We start from the raw sequence: 16,350 nt of genomic DNA on the forward strand, positions 1-16,350 counted from the left end.
ATTGCCTTGTGTGGGAGAGTGGTTTCATGAGCGGACAGATTGTGCTGGCAGCAACCCCCATTGGGAACGACGACGACGCCTCGTTCCGTTTGCGTTCGGAGATCGAAGGGGCGGACGTCATCGCAGCCGAGGATACTCGGAGATTCTTGAACTTGGCCGGCCGGTTGGGGATCGAGGTGACTGCGCGCATTCTTTCTTATTACGAACACAATGAGGCCGAACGCGGCCCCTATCTCCTTGAGTTGGCTGCGAGCCAGCGTGTGCTTGTGGTGACTGATGCTGGGATGCCCTCAGTCTCAGACCCTGGCTACCGGTTGGTCGCACGGGCGGCCGAGGCGGGGGTTCCCGTCACGGTTGTACCTGGGCCCTCAGCCGTTTTGACTGCGCTCGCGATTTCGGGGCTTGCCACTGATCGCTTCTGTTTTGAGGGATTTCTGCCTCGCAAGGATGGTGAGCAGCGCAAGTATCTCCGACAAATAGCGGGCGAGGACCGAACGATGGTGTTCTTTGAATCCCCTCGACGCGTGGGTGCCACGCTGGCTGCGATGCGCGACGAACTTGGTACCTCTAGGCGCGCGTGCGTGTGCCGTGAACTGACGAAGATCCATGAGGAAGTGGTGCGTGGTTCGCTTGGGGATCTGGCCAATCGCTTTGCCGGCGATGTGCTAGGGGAGATAGCTATCGTGGTGGCTGGAGCCGAAAAGGCTGAGGTGGACGCGGAGTTGGCGGTGGCGGAGGTCGAAGATCTCGAAGCTGCGGGCTTGCGATTGAAGGATGCGGCTGCTCACGTAGCGGCACGTACAGGCTTACGGAAGAAGGACTTGTACGAGGCGGCGCTCAGCCGGAAGCAGTAATTCTTCTCGAGGGCAGATGTGGGTGTGGGCGGTGACATTAGGCACCGCCCACACCCACAGAGTCAGTTCTCAGTTCCGATTAGCCCTGCGTGGGGTCGAAGTCGATGTCCGAGAAATCGAAGTCATCTTCGTCCACCTCCTCGGAGAAGTCCACCTTGCCGTCCTCATCTAGGTCGAAGTCATCGAAGTCGTAGTCCGCATCGGCGAGGTCTGCTGCCTCATCGGAATCTTCGTCCGCATCGGCATCGTCGTCGTAATCGTCTTCGAGGTCCAGACCGTCATCTGGATCCAGATCGCCGTCGGTATCTCCGGGGATCTCAGCGTCCTCGCCCTCTTCGTAGAAGCCGAAGGCCTCTGATGACTCGGTCTGTTCAACGCCTGCTTCGTCCATCTCTTGGCGGGCTAGTTCGCCCAATTCCTCGGTGACAGGAACTGTCAGATCTGAGAAGACGCGCGTTGTGAAGCCTGCTCGCAGGGAATCCAATGCAGTTTCCTTGACGCAGTGCGATTCGGCGATTCCCACCACGTCCACGGTCTTGATGTCGGCTGCCCTGAGGATGTCTTCGAGGCCCTGGCCAGCGGAATCGTGACCTTCAAATCCCGAATATGCCGCTGCGTATTCGCCCTTCTTCACGGACACGTCGATTGGAAGGGACGCGATGGCCTCATGAAGCTCGGCTTCACGCGTTCCAGCCACGCCGTGCGGCGGCCATGTGTCAACGAAATCGGGTGCCTCGGAGAAGTGTGTGCCCGGATTGATATGCCAATCCTGTGTGGTCACGATGAGGGAGTATTCGTCAGCGTTGTCCGTGACGAAGTCTGCGATGCGTTCGGCGGTCGCGTTTCCGCCATCGACGGCAAGTGCTCCGCCTTCACAGAAGGTGGGTTGGACGTCGACAATTATGAGTGCGCGTGCGGTATCTTCCATGGGTCCTCCCTTGTTTCATCTGCAAGTCTATCCCGCTGCGAACCCCATCGTTTGCTGTGCAGGTCTGGTTTGTACGACGTCGTCGTCGTTCACAAAACAACAAAAAACAACACAGAATACTAGTGACAGTGTGTTGGTTTGTGGCGTAGTCTGTTTCTCAAGATGGGAAGGGTTCCATCCCCCAAAGACGTGGAGCACAAGAAAACTCATTCACCACATCCAGTTTCAAAGACGAATCGGAGAAAGATGTACGCCGAACAGCGGCAACGCAAGATTCTTGACATCCTTGAGGATTCCGGGCGGGTCTCGGTTTCGGACTTGACTGAAGAATTCGACGTCGCCTCCGAAACCATCCGGCGGGATCTTGACCACCTTGCCGAACTCAGCCTCCTCCTGCGCGTCCACGGCGGCGCAATCGCCCAGCGCACAGGAGTGGTGGAACCTGACCTACCCACAAAGCTCCACACCAACGTCCCAGCCAAGCGCGGCATAGCACAAGCTGTGGCGAGCGTGCTCACTCGCAATCCACGGGCCAGCCTCCTCCTGGATGCCGGCTCAACCACCGGAGAACTTATTCCTCTTCTCCATGAGAGCGAAGCTCCGATAATCACTAACGGACTCGACGTGGCGCAAAGCGCCGTGGAACGTGGACTAACGGTCCAGTTCCTTCCCGGGCGAGTTCGGGGCACCACACGAGCGGCCGTGGGCGCATCCACTGTCGCGACCCTCGCCTCCCTCCATCCTGATATCGCGGTCTTAGGCTGCAACGGGATGAGCGAAGCCGGGTTCACCACCCCCGATCCAGAAGAGGCGGCCGTCAAGAGGGCCATGGTTCAGGCTGCCAGCTACAGAATCATGGTGGCCGATTCCTCAAAGGCGGGCGTGACCACGTTGGTGGCGTTCGCCGGGCTTGAGGATATTGACCTCCTCGTCAGTGACTCGGGGCTTTCCGATACCTGGGCAAAAAGCTTTGAAAGCAATGGAATTGAGGTAGTTCGAGCATGATTGTCACTCTGACCGACAACCCCTCCCTCGATCGCGCTATCACGTTGACCACTGAACTGGTCCCGGGAGGCGTGCATCGTATTGACACAGACTCCACTCAGCCCGGTGGCAAGGGCATCAACGTGGCTCTCGGCGTTTCGCGCGCGGGTCACGAGGTCTTGGCCGTGTTCCCGGCGGGTGCCGGTGATCCACTGCTCGCACTCGTGGACGCGGCCGCCTTGTCCTATCAAGCCTGCCCAGTTGCTGGGCGTGTGCGGACCAACCTGACGGTGCTTGCTGGTGGAGTCACCACGAAGATCAATGAACCCGGTGCGTTCCTCAGCCCCGCAGAGGTCAAGGGGATCGAAGAGGTCCTTGTCTCCAACGTTCATGCGGGGGATACGGTGATGTTGTCTGGATCGCTCGCACCAGGATTTCCCGACGACGAATACGCCCGCCTCGTTCGCCAGCTTCGGTCCGCCGGGGCCTGGGTGGGCGTTGACACATCTGACGCGCCACTCGCAGCGCTCGCTGAGAACTTCGCGCAAGCGGCCCCCGATTTCCTCAAGCCCAACGCAGAGGAACTTGGGCAACTGACTGGACGCGACGGAGTGGCATTGGAAGCCGCTGCTGGCAAAGGTGATTTCTCTGCAGTGCGCGAAGCAGGCTTGGCTCTGCACAACGCTGGCGTTGCTGAACTACTTGTGACCTTGGGCGGTGCCGGTGCCGTATTGGTGACGACCGAAGGTGCCTGGTTCTCTCCGTCCCAAGATGTACCTGTTATCTCCACAGTTGGCGCTGGCGATTCCGCCACAGCTGGCTATCTCATCGGCCGCGCACGCGGCCTCTCTCCCCGCGAGCGCCTCGCTTGCGCCGTCGCCTACGGCTCTGCCGCAGTATCCCTACCTGGAACCACAATTCCCACACCTGAACAAGTCCACCCTGATCCCGACGCCGTGGTCGCCATCTGAGGATCCACAAACGAGAAGGAATACCATGTCCAACACATTGATGACACCCGAGCTGGTGAGGCTCGGTGTGCAACCTGCAGGAGACAAACTGGCGGTTATCGGCCAAATGGCCGAACTCATCGCCTCCACTGGACGCGCTGAACAGGCTGGCCTCGAAGCGGCCATGCTGGATCGCGAGTCCAAGTTCGCAACTGGCATGCCTGGTGGAATAGCCATCCCGCACTGCCGTTCGGCAGCGGTTTCAGAAGCAGCGCTTGGGTTCATGCGTTTGTCTGAGCCGGTGGATTTCGGTGCAAAAGATGGTCCGGCTGACATTGTCATTGCAATTGCCGCGCCGGATGCCGATGAAGCCGAGCATATGAAGCTGCTTGCCAAGCTTTCGCGGGCCCTCGTTCGCAAAGAGTTCCTCGCCTCGCTTCGCGCGGCAGGATCCGAGCAAGAGGTTTCGGATCTCATCATGGGAGCTATCAACGCGCAACCTAAGCGCCGCACGGAGGCGGCCACGGCGGGGGTAGCCCCGGCGGGCCCGAGCACGGCCGAACCCGCACCAACGCAAGCAAACATGCCAGTGAGCGAGGGCGTGGTTGCGGGCCCAGTGATCGTAGCCATCACTTCGTGCCCAACAGGAATCGCCCATACTTACATGGCTGCGGAATCCTTGGAGAACGCTGCTCGTGACAAGGGCATTGAGATCCACGTGGAAACACAGGGATCTGGTGGTGTTGAATGGCTTTCCCCAGAGACCATCGCCCGGGCTGATGCGCTCATCATTGCCTCAGATGTCAATGTGACTGGCCGGGAGCGCTTTGCGGGCATGCCGCTGATCGAGTCACCGGTCAAGCGGGCCATCTCCAATGGTCCACAGATGATTGATGAAGCCATCGCGGCGTCCTCCAACCCCAGGGCGGCGCGCGTTGAGGCCGGTAAGGGCGCGAATGTCAGTGAGGTTTCGGGGGGAACGCCACGTTGGGGTTCTCGAATCCAGCAAGCCCTCATGACCGGCGTCTCCTACATGATTCCGTTCGTTGCCGCAGGTGGCTTGCTGACCGCGTTGGGCTTCCTTGTCGGCGGATACGATGTCGCATTCGTCTCCAACGACGTGGTGCTCAACTACTCGTTCTGGAACTTGCCAGATGTAGCGACGGTGGCGTCCAACGCTGGGCTTGACCAGCTTCAGGCGTCGAGTGGGTTCATGCTCTACACGGGCGCAGTACTCCAGTTCCTCGGGAGTACCGGAATGGGCTTCCTTGTTGCCGCACTTTCTGGATACATCGCATTCGGTCTAGCTGGTAGGCCCGGCATCGCCCCCGGATTCATCGGCGGAGCCGTGGCAGTTGTTGTGGGTGCCGGATTCATCGGTGGCCTCATTACTGGTATCTTGGCGGGCCTAGTGGCATATTGGTTCACCACGCTCAAGGCTCCTCGGTGGTTGTCTGGTCTCATGCCAGTGGTCATCATCCCGCTCATAACTACTTTCATTGTGGGCGGGCTGATGCTGACCCTCTTGGGGCGGCCGCTTGCCAGCTTCATGACATGGCTGCAGGAAAGCCTGACCAGCATGAGCGGTGGCGGTGCCGGAATCTTGTTGGGAATCATCTTGGGCCTCATGATGTGCTTCGATATGGGCGGGCCGGTCAACAAGGCGGCATACCTCTTCGCAACCGCAGGACTTGCGGCGCAGACACAAGCTTCGTGGGAAATCATGGCGGCAGTTATGGCTTCCGGTATGGTGCCACCACTAGCCATGGCACTATCCACGGTTCTTCGTCCCAAGCTTTACACGGAGGTGGAACGCGAGAACGGCACGGCAGCCTGGCTGCTGGGAGCTTCGTTTATCTCAGAGGGCGCTATTCCGTTCGCAGCGGCCGACCCATTCAGGGTTATTCCGTCTGCGATGGTTGGTGGTGGAGTCACAGGAGCCATCATCATGGCACTCGGTGTTGGATCCAAGGCTCCTCACGGAGGCATCTTCGTGTTCTTCGCAATCGATCCGGCTTGGGCATACGTCCTAGCTGTTGTTGTTGGTAGTGTCGTGGCAGGGCTTTTGGTGACTGCCTTGAAGTCTGCCACCGCTCGCAAGTCAAACTTGGCAACTGAAAAGGTTGCACAGGAGGTGGCGGCCTAGAGGAACCCGATTGACCTGCTTCACCGCAGGCGAATCGACGGCCCGCTAGCCCCACTACAATCATCGACATCACTTCACATGAGCGACTGGAGTGACCGATCGTAAAGGAGAAGCTCATGGCTAAGAAGACAGTATTGGTTGGCTCACGGGTTGGTCTTCATGCCCGTCCCGCATCCGTTGTTGCAGAAGCGGCGGGGGAGTACGAGGACGATGAGATCCTCCTGAGCCTTGAAGGTGAAGAACCCGTTGATGCGGCCTCCGTCATGATGATCATGACTCTGGGTGCGTCTAAGGGAGCGGCAGTCACCGTTGAATCAGATAATGAAGAAGCGGTGGATCGCATCGCCTCTCTCATCGAGCAGGATCTGGACGCCTGACGTCTTCATCATGAGCAGGTGAGGAACATATCCTCGGAAGGAGTGGCCACACACACGTGTGACCACTCCTTCCTCGTGTTAGCTTTCACCTTGGCCGAATAGGTGTGCTACGCCATTGCACTCTAGAATTGGCACATGTCGCACATTCTCTCCGCAGTAGCTTGGCCATATGCAAACGGTCCTCGTCACATCGGCCACGTTGCTGGCTTTGGCGTTCCTTCCGATGTTTTTTCCCGCTACATGCGAATGCGTGGCGACGATGTGCTCATGGTTTCGGGAACTGATGAACATGGAACCCCGATCTTGGTTGCTGCTGAGGAAGCAGGAGTCACACCAAAATCCCTAGCCGACAAGAACAATCGGATCATCGCCGAAGACCTCGTCTCACTCGGACTCTCATACGATCTCTTTACTCGAACCACCACCGTGAACCACGAACACGTGGTTCAGCAGATGTTCGAGGTTTGCCGCGACAACGGATACATGGTTATTCAAGATACGTCGGTGGCAATTGACCCGGATACAGGCAATACCCTTCCGGATCGTTACATTGAGGGCACCTGCCCCATCTGTGGCGCAGACGGCGCTCGCGGCGACCAGTGCGACAACTGTGGAAACCAGCTGGATCCTCAGGACCTCATCAACCCCGTCTCCAAGGTCTCGGGTAAGGCTCCGGAGTTCAAGATTACTAAGCACTATTTCTTGGATCTGCCGCAGCTGGCCGATTCTCTGGCGGTCTGGCTTGATGAAGTTGAAGCCACGGGCGAATGGCGTCCAAACGTCATCTCCTTCTCTAAGCATTTGCTTGAGGATGTGCGCCCGCGTGCCATGAGCCGCGACATCTCGTGGGGCATTCCGGTTCCAGGATGGGAAGATCAGCCGAGCAAGCGCCTGTACGTGTGGTTCGATGCCGTGATCGGCTACCTTTCCGCTTCCATCGAATGGGCCCGCCGCCGCGAAGCCGCAGGTACCGGCACTAAGGATGATTGGCGTGCGTGGTGGAATGATCCAGAGGCGCTTTCTTACTACTTCATGGGCAAGGACAACATTGTCTTCCACTCCCAGATCTGGCCGGCTGAACTCCTCGCCCACAACGGCGAGGGCGCCAAGGGCGGCGCGCCCGGCGAACTCGGCAAACTGAACCTGCCCACGCAGGTGGTTGCCTCCGAGTTCCTCACGATGGAAGGTAAGAAGTTCTCGTCATCCAAGCACGTGGTGATCTACGTGCGTGACGTCTTGTCCCGCTATCAGCCAGACGCCCTGCGCTACTTCATTTCGATCGCCGGCCCAGAGACTTCTGACGCTGATTTCACCTGGGCAGAGTTCGTGCGCCGCAACAACTCTGAACTCGTGGCCGGGTGGGGAAACCTGGTCAATCGCACGGCCGCGATGATCGCAAAGAACTTTGGTGAGATCCCGGCCATCGGCAAGACTGAGCCGATCGACGACGAGTTGCTGGGTGCTGTGCGCGGTGGCTTTGACACGGTTGGAGAACTCATCGCCCATCACCACCAGCGCGCCGCTTTGGCTGAGCTCATGCGGCTTGTTGGCGAGGCGAACACGTATGTCACACGCACCGAACCCTTCAAGCTGAAGGCTCCTGAGCAGCGCGAACGCCTCTCCACAGTGCTTGGCACGCTGGTTCAAGCCGTGTGCGACCTCAACACGATGATGTCAGTGTTCCTCCCTCATTCCTCCAACACAATCGACACAGTGTTGGGTGGCGCTGGAGATCTCGCCCCGATGCCTCACCTCGTGGAAGTTGAGGATTTGGACGGAGGAGAACCGTACCCAATCATCACTGGTGACTACACGGACCTACATCCATGGGCTCCTCGTGATGTCGTACCGGGCACGCCCATAGCAAAGCCAAAGCCTGTATTCCAGAAGCTTGACGAATCCGTCATCGCCGAGGAACTCGACCGCCTCGGACTGGGCGAGGAGTAAGGGCGCTCGCGTCATGCGCAACAGACAAAAGCGCAGCGTCTATCCCGACATCCCGGAGGCGCTCCCGCACGCCGTCGTCGACAACCACACGCACTTGCCTGTCAAGGGCGAAAAGTACGCGGAGGATTTCGGACCAGTTCTCGATCGCAGTGACGTCTCTAGCGACGACGACGGACGCGATGGTCCCCTTTCGCTCCACGGACTCTTGGAGAGGATGGCGGCGGCGAACGTGCGCCATGCCATCACGTCAGGGTGTGAGGTTCCCACGCTCCAGCCGACCATCGATGTGGCAGAGCGTTATTCGGATCAGATTTCGGCTGCCATCGCGATTCATCCCAACGATGCGCCGCTGCACTGCGGGATTCTGGATGAAGCTCCGGACGGATTGGCGCATGGCATGGATCCGTGGCATCGGGAGTACTCGCTGGAAGAAGCGGTCACCTTGGTGGCCGATGCGGCGCGCAACCCTGTGGTTGTGGCGATAGGCGAGACGGGCCTTGACTACTTCCGCACTGCTGATGCTGGAAAGGCCGCGCAGATCGAATCGTTCAAGATGCACATCGCGTTGGCCAAAGAACGTGATCTACCGCTTCAGATTCATGACCGCGACGCTCACGCCGACTGCATTCGGATACTCAAAGAGTGCGGCGCACCCGAGCGCACTGTCTTCCATTGCTTTAGCGGTGATGCTGAGATGGCGCGGACGTGTGCGGAGAACGGATGGTATGCCAGCTTTGCTGGGCCCATCACCTATCCGGCAAACACGAGCCTACGTGAAGCTTTCTTGGCAATGCCTGATGATCTTGTTCTTGTTGAAACCGACGCGCCCTATCTGACGCCTGTTCCGTGGCGAGGACACCCGAACGCCGCATACGCCGTGGCGTACACCGTGCGTTATCAGGCGGAACTACGTGAGCGCGATCTTGAGGCGTGGTGCAGGCAGATCGACTCCAACACGCGGGATGTGTACGGGATCTGACGCGCGGCTCACCGCCTGCGATGCCCGGAGCGGTTGGGACGTCTGACCTGAGTTTGGTCAGTCGCTCGGAGAGTTTCGAGTCGCAGCCCGTTGAGCTGGGGTGACGGTGGCTGGGGCGTCGCTTCTGAGGCACTAACGAGTGTCCTACGGTAGGGCGTGTGTGGATTCGGCGGGTGCGAACGGGCTCAGGCGCGACGGCGGTCCAGCTCGTGGAATCGGTCGGCGGGCGGCGCCGGATCGTGGCGCATGTGGGCTCGGCGCACACCGAGGCCGAGTTGGGCTTGCTGATCGCGCGGGCCCGGGACCTGATGGGCGACCCGGGGCAGGGTGAGTTCCCGCTCGGGATCGAGCCCCGGGCGCCGAAGACGGCGCTGCTCGGCCCCGCCGAGGATCCGGCCTTGTTCCCAGGCAAGGAGTCCGCCCCGGTGGGAACGGTGCCGGCACCGCGGGTGATCTCCACGTCCTCGCGGGTGCTGTACGACGCGCTGGTGGGCGTGTTCACCTATCTCGGGTTTGACGCGGTGGGTGATGCGGTGTTCCGGGACCTGGTGGTCGCCCGGATCGTGGAACCAACCTCGATCCTGGACACCGGGCGGGTACTCCGTGACCTGGGGCGCGCCCCGGCCAGTGAGAAGACCATGCGCCGCACCCTGGCCCGGTGCGCGTCGGGGAAGTACCGTGACCAGCTCGCGTCCCTGTGTTTCACCCACGCACTGAGCGCCGGGGATGTCTCCCTGTGTTTGTACGACGTCACCACCTTGTATTTCGAGGCGGAGAAGGAAGACGACCTCCGCAAGGTCGGCTTCTCGAAAGAACGCCGGGTGGACCCGCAAATCGTGGTCGGGTTGCTGGTGGACCGGCAGGGGTTCCCCCTCGAGATCGGCTTCTTCGAGGGAAACAAGGCCGAGACGAAGACGATCATCCCGATCGTCAAGCAGTTCCACGCCCGCCACCAGATCGAGAACATGGTCGTCGTCGCGGACGCCGGGATGCTGTCCGCGAAGAACCTGCGGGAGCTTGACGAGGCCGGGTTCTCCTTCATCGTGGGCTCCCGGGTGACGAAGGCACCGATCGACTTGGAGTCCCACTTCCGGTGGCACGGGGACGCCTTCACAGACGGGCAGGTCATCGACACCATCACCCCCAAGACCGGGCACAGGAGTGAGAACAACAAGCTGCTGCGCGCCGAGCCGGTGTGGGACCTGGCGACGCATCCTGGGTCGTGGCGGGCGGTGTGGGTCTACTCCCGCAAGCGGGCCGCCCGGGACGGGCACACCCTGACCGCGCAGGAGAACCGGGCTCGGGCCGTCATCGCCGGGGAGAAGGCGACCCGGACCCCCAGGTTCGTCACGACCAGCAACGGGGCGCGGAGCCTGGACGAGGCTGCCCTGGCCCGGGCCCGCAAGCTCGTCGGATTGAAGGGCTACGTCACGAACATCCCCGCCAGTGTCATGACTGCGGGCGAGGTCATCTCCAACTACCACGACCTGTGGCACGTGGAGCAGTCCTTCCGGATGTCCAAGACCGACCTCGCCGCCCGGCCCATGTTCGTCAGGACCAAGGACGCGATCGACGCCCATTTGACCATCGTGTTCACCGCTCTCGCGGTGGCCCGCACCGCCCAGAACCGTTCCGGCCTGGCGATCCGCAACCTCATCCGCCAGCTCCGCCCGCTGCGCTCCGCAACCATCGCCATCAACGGCGCCATCCAGACCATCCCACCCCAAATCGACCCAGACCGTCAGGTCATCCTCGACGCCCTCAACCCCGGCGTCAGGCACTAACGAAATGACCGAACTCAGGCCAGAGGCGACAGAGGATCGACAACTCGCCACGAGCCGCCTGCGGGCGTCCGGTCTCCGAGGCCGCTGATTCAGGACCTTTGGTCGTCCGACGGCGCGATGAGTCGAGCACCTGCGTCGAAGTACCCGCCCATCCCCCACCGGAGGATGATCGCGGAGGTCAGTACCACTGAGAGCAGAATCCCCACCATGATCACCGCCTGGTAGACAACCGCAATGAGTGGGTCGACGCCGGAGAGGATCTGCCCGGTCATCATCCCCGGTAGAAAGATGATGCCCATCGACAGCATGCTCGTCGTGGTCGGCGTGACGGCCGAGGTGAAGGCGTCAGTGCGGATGTCCCTGGTGGCCCGCGCCGGGGTGGCGCCCAGGTAGAGGGCCTGCTCGACTTCGCTGCGGCGGTCCCGCATTCCGTTCTGGATCCCGTTGAGGGCGAGGTTGACCCCGGTCATCGAGTTGCCGATGATCATTCCCGCTGTCGGGATGACGTAGCGCGGATCCCAGAATTGAGGGATCTGGACAATCCCGACAAGGAAGACGGCCAACGCGAGCACCGGCCCGACGGCCAAGGCCGCCGCCACCACCCACCGCTGTCGGGCGTTCATCCGACCCCGATGCTGGCCGTACACGGTGAAGATGCCGAAGCCGATCATGATGGCGAGCAGCAGCACCGTGATCGCCGGGTTCGGGTTGTCAAACACCCACGTCAGGACGAAACCGACCACGACGAGCTGGGCCGTCATCCGGACAGCCGCCCACAGCGTGCGTACGCCCTCCCGTTTCGTCAGGGCCTGGACGGCTGCCGCGATCACCACGACCACGAGGGCGGCCACGACGAGCCCCGAGATCGGGACTTCAACAAGACCCCCGTTCATGCCACGACCTCCGCCTCATGGTCCCGGATCGCGACACGGGCGTCCCCGATCTCCATCAGCCCTTCATCATGGGTCACCATCACCACGTCGCCCCCTGTCGCACGGATCCAGTCAACGACCCGGCGCACCAAGTCGCGCGCGCCCCGCGCATCCAGGGCCGCTGTCGGTTCGTCCAGGAGGTACACCTCCGGACCAGCCAACAGGACTCGCGCGAGCGCCACCCGCTGACGTTCCCCGCCCGAGAGGGTGGAGGCGTCCTCCGCGAGATCCTTGTCGAGACCCACGACCGCGAGGACTTCTCCCATGCGCTCGCGGTCCGGTGCGCCGCGCCCCTGGAGCACGCAGGCGATGGACAGCTCATCGGCGATCGTGCCCGGCCACAGGAATGGCTGCTGTGTCACCATCGTCACGCGCCGGCGCAGGAGCACCGGGTCCACGCGCGCGATGTCCTCGCCGCGGAAGCTGACCGTACCGCTGCTCGGAGCCTGCATGGCGCACGCGAGCCTCAGGAGCGTCGTCTTGCCTGCCCCCGACGGGCCGAAGATGACGGTGACACCCGGGGGGATCGCAAGGTCGGCGTGCAGGATCGCGCCTACTCGCACGTCATCGAAGTCGAAGAGGACGTCCCGAGAATTTTGGCTCACCCGCCGATTGTAGGCAAATGCCCAGTCGTCGGGCGCCAGTGTCTCGTCGGGCGTCCGGGCGCCGCCTGTCGGGCGTCGCGGCGAGGTGCTGCGTCCCTCCCCGTCGGCGAGCCTCAACGCACTCCCAAGCGCATAGTACGCATGCCAGTCAGGCAGGATCTTTTCTCGTCACGAAGAGCCACGCCGGTGGGTCCACCAGCAATTCATTCGCTGAAGCCGTGAATTTCAGCGCAATCCAGAAAGCGCTCCTTTCATGCCCCAATGAATCGCCACTGCAGATTCGGCCGGAGACGCGAGAATCGGTTGGCGTAGCTTCTCTCCGCGACCAAAGAGTTTTCAAAATCACCATCGTCGCCGTTGAACTGTCGCGTCGACCGTGAGGTTACTGCCACACGGCACGCGCGCCTGTATCGCCGACGATCACGATCGCAACGAGCGCAAAGACTGCGATGACCGTCTGCACGATCGAGATCACGGTCGTCCACCGGCGAATGGTCTGCGGATTGGTGACGCGTGCTTGTGTGTGGCCTGGGCGCACAGTGGTGTAATTGTGAATCCACACCCATTGCACCCATGAGATGAGGAACAGCAGGAATCCTGCTGCCACGGCGAGATCAGCGATGCTGGTGTGGGCGGTGACGGCCGCTGTCTGCTCGACTTGTGTGGCCAGGGCCTCGCCCGATGCCGAGGTGAAGGCTGCCGCCACGAGTGTCAGGCTTGCAATGATCGGGAATGCGATACCGAGCCAATCACGCGTTCTCGTGTTCCACGCCGCCGCAATTGCGAGGAGCGCAACGATGGGGATCAGGACGACTGCCGCATGGACAAAAAGGGGGTGCATAGGAATTCCACCAAGCAACCACGTCATGGAACGCTCCTTCAGAGGAGAGGTGGCGAATCGTGGGAAGATCCGCGCGGCGCGGAGACCCGACCGCAGACGATATTCTGCTCTCCGTCGAAGTTTTGTGCAACCAAGGTCAGGCACCCCTTTCCGTTGAAAGGTCCACCTTTTCCTCTATTCAGTGTCAACGTCACCCGATGGGCGTAATGGCACAGTGTGTAATTCTTGTGGTCATCGGCCACGGGCAATGACCTGGACCACCCAGGACTTTCGCAAGCGCGTCGGCACCCCTGAGTTTGGTCAGTCGCTCGGAGAGTTTCGAGTCGCAGCCCGTTGAGCTGGGGTGACGGTGGCTGGGGCGTCGCTTCTGAGGCACTAACGAGTGTCCTACGGTAGGGCGTGTGTGGATTCGGCGGGTGCGAACGGGCTCAGGCGCGACGGCGGTCCAGCTCGTGGAATCGGTCGGCGGGCGGCGCCGGATCGTGGCGCATGTGGGCTCGGCGCACACCGAGGCCGAGTTGGGCTTGCTGATCGCGCGGGCCCGGGACCTGATGGGCGACCCGGGGCAGGGTGAGTTCCCGCTCGGGATCGAGCCCCGGGCGCCGAAGACGGCGCTGCTCGGCCCCGCCGAGGATCCGGCCTTGTTCCCAGGCAAGGAGTCCGCCCCGGTGGGAACGGTGCCGGCACCGCGGGTGATCTCCACGTCCTCGCGGGTGCTGTACGACGCGCTGGTGGGCGTGTTCACCTATCTCGGGTTTGACGCGGTGGGTGATGCGGTGTTCCGGGACCTGGTGGTCGCCCGGATCGTGGAACCAACCTCGATCCTGGACACCGGGCGGGTACCCGTGACCTGGGGCGCGCCCCGGCCAGTGAGAAGACCATGCGCCGCACCCTGGCCCGGTGCGCGTCGGGGAAGTACCGTGACCAGCTCGCGTCCCTGTGTTTCACCCACGCACTGAGCGCCGGGGATGTCTCCCTGTGTTTGTACGACGTCACCACCTTGTATTTCGAGGGGAGAAGGAAGACGACTCCGCAAGGTCGGCTTCTCGAAAGAACGCCGGTGGACCCGCAAATCGTGGTCGGTTGCTGGTGGACCGGCAGGGGTTCCCCCTCGAGATCGGCTTCTTCGAGGGAAACAAGGCCGAGACGAGATCATCCCGATCGTCAAGCAGTTCCACGCCCGCCACCAGATCGAGAACATGGTCGTCGTCGCGGACGCCGGGATGCTGTCCGCGAAGAACCTGCGGGAGCTTGACGAGGCCGGGTTCTCCTTCATCGTGGGCTCCCGGGTGACGAAGGCACCGATCGACTTGGAGTCCCACTTCCGGTGGCACGGGGACGCCTTCACAGACGGGCAGGTCATCGACACCATCACCCCCAAGACCGGGCACAGGAGTGAGAACAACAAGCTGCTGCGCGCCGAGCCGGTGTGGGACCTGGCGACGCATCCTGGGTCGTGGCGGGCGGTGTGGGTCTACTCCCGCAAGCGGGCCGCCCGGGACGGGCACACCCTGACCGCGCAGGAGAACCGGGCTCGGGCCGTCATCGCCGGGGAGAAGGCGACCCGGACCCCCAGGTTCGTCACGACCAGCAACGGGGCGCGGAGCCTGGACGAGGCTGCCCTGGCCCGGGCCCGCAAGCTCGTCGGATTGAAGGGCTACGTCACGAACATCCCCGCCAGTGTCATGACTGCGGGCGAGGTCATCTCCAACTACCACGACCTGTGGCACGTGGAGCAGTCCTTCCGGATGTCCAAGACCGACCTCGCCGCCCGGCCCATGTTCGTCAGGACCAAGGACGCGATCGACGCCCATTTGACCATCGTGTTCACCGCTCTCGCGGTGGCCCGCACCGCCCAGAACCGTTCCGGCCTGGCGATCCGCAACCTCATCCGCCAGCTCCGCCCGCTGCGCTCCGCAACCATCGCCATCAACGGCGCCATCCAGACCATCCCACCCCAAATCGACCCAGACCGTCAGGTCATCCTCGACGCCCTCAACCCCGGCGTCAGGCACTAACGAAATGACCGAACTCAGGTCTGACAAAAGCGACGTGCAACGGTTCAACACGAGTGACGTGATGTGCCTGCGGGGTGCGAGGCACCGGGATTAGTCGGTGTAGGCCTGCCCTTGAGAGGTGGGATCCTCAGGGCGGTCCTGACCTGGTGTGGTGGCATTCTGTTGCGGATAAGGGTGCGCATTGGGCGCTTGCCCGAACTGCTGTTGGCTGTAGGGCTGTTGCGGCTGACCGTAGGACTGTTGCTGCTGCCCAAACTGCGGCTGGCCCTGGCCAAACTGCTGCTGGCTTTGCCCGAACTGAGGCTGGCTTTGCCCGAACTGCTGTTGACCGTATGGCTGTTGACCGTAGGGCTGTTGCGGCTGCCCAAAGTATGGTTGGTTCGTGGCGTGGTATTGCGTGTGAGCTGGCGCCTTGGGCCGCCCCACCTCACTTGTGGCTTGGCGGACTGTGAGCGCGAAATGGTCTAGCCCAAAGAAGAACAGGAGAAGGGCACTGGTGAGCACCAACCAGAAGCCGCTTCCGCGGCTCCACACCATCCCGTTCGCTGCGAGATCGTAGGCGACAGAGTTGCTTGGTGATGAGTTAAAGAGGGTGATGGCCAGAATGACTATTCCCGCTGCTCCCGGAATCGGGGAGACAAGGATGCGGAGCCACCGTGGTGCGGTGGCACCAGCCGCCGCCACCAAGAGCGTGATCATGGGGCTGACCAGCGCGATGCCAACTATCAGACCTGGGAGCCACGTGGGGTTGGTGGCCAACGAGGTCCACGCGGACTGATCATCGAACACCCGTGAAGTGATGAACCATGGCAAGAAGATCCCGATTGCGCCCACAACCACGCCGATCAGGATGGCGGTTGTGCAGATGGCGCGGTGGGCCCGTGAGGGTGCATGTGCGGTTTGGGTGCGGCCAGAGCTCACGTATGGGCGTGGCGCGTTTTGTGACTGGTTCTGAAACTGTCCGAAAGCGCTCATGCAAAGACGATAGCAGTGAGGAAGCGTGAA

At 61.8% G+C, this 16,350-nt stretch carries 14 protein-coding genes and 1 pseudogene; 10 read left to right on the forward strand and 5 right to left on the reverse strand.

The genetic code is table 11. From position 1 onward, the window contains the following. Positions 1 to 26 precede the first annotated feature (26 nt). Entirely contained in the window at positions 27 to 854 is an 828-nt protein-coding gene (gene rsmI, locus H2O17_RS01650) for a 16S rRNA (cytidine(1402)-2'-O)-methyltransferase (RefSeq protein ID WP_182050045.1), read from the forward strand. 346 nt (positions 855 to 1,200) lie between these two features. Here rsmI and H2O17_RS01655 read toward each other — a convergent pair. Continuing rightward, positions 1,201 to 1,782 (reverse strand): annotated as a pseudogene (locus H2O17_RS01655) (isochorismatase family protein); the annotation flags it as partial. A gap of 246 nt (positions 1,783 to 2,028) precedes the next feature. On the opposite strand from H2O17_RS01655, the gene H2O17_RS01660 reads away from it, so the two are divergent. The 7 genes from H2O17_RS01660 (at position 2,029) to H2O17_RS01690 (ending at position 10,949) form a co-directional block, all read left to right on the forward strand. Continuing rightward, positions 2,029 to 2,787 carry a DeoR/GlpR family DNA-binding transcription regulator gene (locus H2O17_RS01660; protein WP_182050047.1) on the forward strand — a complete coding sequence of 253 codons (759 nt, stop codon included), beginning with the start codon at positions 2,029 to 2,031 and terminating at the stop codon, positions 2,785 to 2,787. Continuing rightward, positions 2,784 to 3,737, forward strand: a complete 954-nt coding sequence (locus H2O17_RS01665; protein WP_182050048.1) for a 1-phosphofructokinase family hexose kinase — start codon at positions 2,784 to 2,786, stop codon at positions 3,735 to 3,737. The genes H2O17_RS01660 and H2O17_RS01665 overlap by 4 nt, the downstream gene beginning before the upstream one ends. A gap of 25 nt (positions 3,738 to 3,762) precedes the next feature. Beyond that, positions 3,763 to 5,862 (forward strand): PTS fructose transporter subunit IIABC, encoded by a 2,100-nt coding sequence (locus tag H2O17_RS01670; protein ID WP_182050049.1) that lies wholly within the window; start codon positions 3,763 to 3,765, stop codon positions 5,860 to 5,862. Positions 5,863 to 5,978: 116 nt separating this feature from the next. After that, a complete protein-coding gene (locus H2O17_RS01675; RefSeq protein ID WP_182050050.1) occupies positions 5,979 to 6,239 on the forward strand; it encodes an HPr family phosphocarrier protein in 261 nt (86 codons plus the stop codon). A gap of 135 nt (positions 6,240 to 6,374) precedes the next feature. Beyond that, positions 6,375 to 8,186 carry a methionine--tRNA ligase gene (gene metG / locus H2O17_RS01680; protein ID WP_182050051.1) on the forward strand — a complete coding sequence of 604 codons (1,812 nt, stop codon included), beginning with the start codon at positions 6,375 to 6,377 and terminating at the stop codon, positions 8,184 to 8,186. Positions 8,187 to 8,199: 13 nt separating this feature from the next. Then, positions 8,200 to 9,165 carry a TatD family hydrolase gene (locus H2O17_RS01685; RefSeq protein WP_182050052.1) on the forward strand — a complete coding sequence of 322 codons (966 nt, stop codon included), beginning with the start codon at positions 8,200 to 8,202 and terminating at the stop codon, positions 9,163 to 9,165. A gap of 158 nt (positions 9,166 to 9,323) precedes the next feature. Continuing rightward, positions 9,324 to 10,949: an IS1634 family transposase gene (locus H2O17_RS01690; RefSeq protein ID WP_182050053.1), complete on the forward strand. Its 1,626-nt coding sequence runs from the start codon at positions 9,324 to 9,326 to the stop codon at positions 10,947 to 10,949. 89 nt (positions 10,950 to 11,038) lie between these two features. Here H2O17_RS01690 and H2O17_RS01695 read toward each other — a convergent pair whose 3' ends face one another. The 3 genes from H2O17_RS01695 to H2O17_RS01705 all read right to left on the reverse strand — a co-directional run bounded on the left by H2O17_RS01695 (position 11,039) and on the right by H2O17_RS01705 (position 13,354). Beyond that, positions 11,039 to 11,842, reverse strand: coding sequence for an ABC transporter permease (locus H2O17_RS01695; RefSeq protein ID WP_182050054.1), 804 nt, complete (start codon positions 11,840 to 11,842; stop codon positions 11,039 to 11,041). Beyond that, positions 11,839 to 12,486, reverse strand: a complete 648-nt coding sequence (locus tag H2O17_RS01700) for an ABC transporter ATP-binding protein (RefSeq protein ID WP_182050055.1) — start codon at positions 12,484 to 12,486, stop codon at positions 11,839 to 11,841. The genes H2O17_RS01695 and H2O17_RS01700 overlap by 4 nt, the downstream gene beginning before the upstream one ends. A 382-nt stretch (positions 12,487 to 12,868) precedes the next feature. After that, positions 12,869 to 13,354, reverse strand: coding sequence for a DUF2231 domain-containing protein (locus H2O17_RS01705; protein ID WP_157773968.1), 486 nt, complete (start codon positions 13,352 to 13,354; stop codon positions 12,869 to 12,871). A gap of 425 nt (positions 13,355 to 13,779) precedes the next feature. Between H2O17_RS01705 and H2O17_RS11595 the strand changes: the two genes are divergently transcribed. Together H2O17_RS11595 and H2O17_RS11600 are read left to right on the forward strand one after the other, a co-directional pair. Next, a complete protein-coding gene (locus tag H2O17_RS11595) occupies positions 13,780 to 14,286 on the forward strand; it encodes a hypothetical protein (RefSeq protein ID WP_246311288.1) in 507 nt (168 codons plus the stop codon). 9 nt (positions 14,287 to 14,295) lie between these two features. Then, complete coding sequence (locus H2O17_RS11600) at positions 14,296 to 15,345, forward strand: IS1634 family transposase (protein WP_246311289.1); 1,050 nt, start codon at positions 14,296 to 14,298, stop codon at positions 15,343 to 15,345. Positions 15,346 to 15,435: 90 nt separating this feature from the next. Here H2O17_RS11600 and H2O17_RS01715 read toward each other — a convergent pair whose 3' ends face one another. Further along, complete coding sequence (locus tag H2O17_RS01715; RefSeq protein WP_182050056.1) at positions 15,436 to 16,320, reverse strand: hypothetical protein; 885 nt, start codon at positions 16,318 to 16,320, stop codon at positions 15,436 to 15,438. Between the last annotated feature and the right edge of the window lie 30 nt (positions 16,321 to 16,350).

The organism is Changpingibacter yushuensis (genome assembly GCF_014041995.1).
Taxonomy (GTDB): Bacteria; Actinomycetota; Actinomycetes; order Actinomycetales; family Actinomycetaceae; genus Changpingibacter; species Changpingibacter yushuensis.

Coding starts and splice junctions, on each gene's coding strand:
- rsmI (WP_182050045.1), top strand. CDS start 27: ATGAGCGGACAGATTGTGCTGGCAGCAACCCCCATTGGGAACGACGAC.
- H2O17_RS01660 (WP_182050047.1), top strand. CDS start 2,029: ATGTACGCCGAACAGCGGCAACGCAAGATTCTTGACATCCTTGAGGAT.
- H2O17_RS01665 (WP_182050048.1), top strand. CDS start 2,784: ATGATTGTCACTCTGACCGACAACCCCTCCCTCGATCGCGCTATCACG.
- H2O17_RS01670 (WP_182050049.1), top strand. CDS start 3,763: ATGTCCAACACATTGATGACACCCGAGCTGGTGAGGCTCGGTGTGCAA.
- H2O17_RS01675 (WP_182050050.1), top strand. CDS start 5,979: ATGGCTAAGAAGACAGTATTGGTTGGCTCACGGGTTGGTCTTCATGCC.
- metG (WP_182050051.1), top strand. CDS start 6,375: ATGTCGCACATTCTCTCCGCAGTAGCTTGGCCATATGCAAACGGTCCT.
- H2O17_RS01685 (WP_182050052.1), top strand. CDS start 8,200: ATGCGCAACAGACAAAAGCGCAGCGTCTATCCCGACATCCCGGAGGCG.
- H2O17_RS01695 (WP_182050054.1), bottom strand. CDS start 11,842: ATGAACGGGGGTCTTGTTGAAGTCCCGATCTCGGGGCTCGTCGTGGCC.
- H2O17_RS01705 (WP_157773968.1), bottom strand. CDS start 13,354: ATGACGTGGTTGCTTGGTGGAATTCCTATGCACCCCCTTTTTGTCCAT.
- H2O17_RS11600 (WP_246311289.1), top strand. CDS start 14,296: ATGTCTCCCTGTGTTTGTACGACGTCACCACCTTGTATTTCGAGGGGA.
- H2O17_RS01715 (WP_182050056.1), bottom strand. CDS start 16,320: ATGAGCGCTTTCGGACAGTTTCAGAACCAGTCACAAAACGCGCCACGC.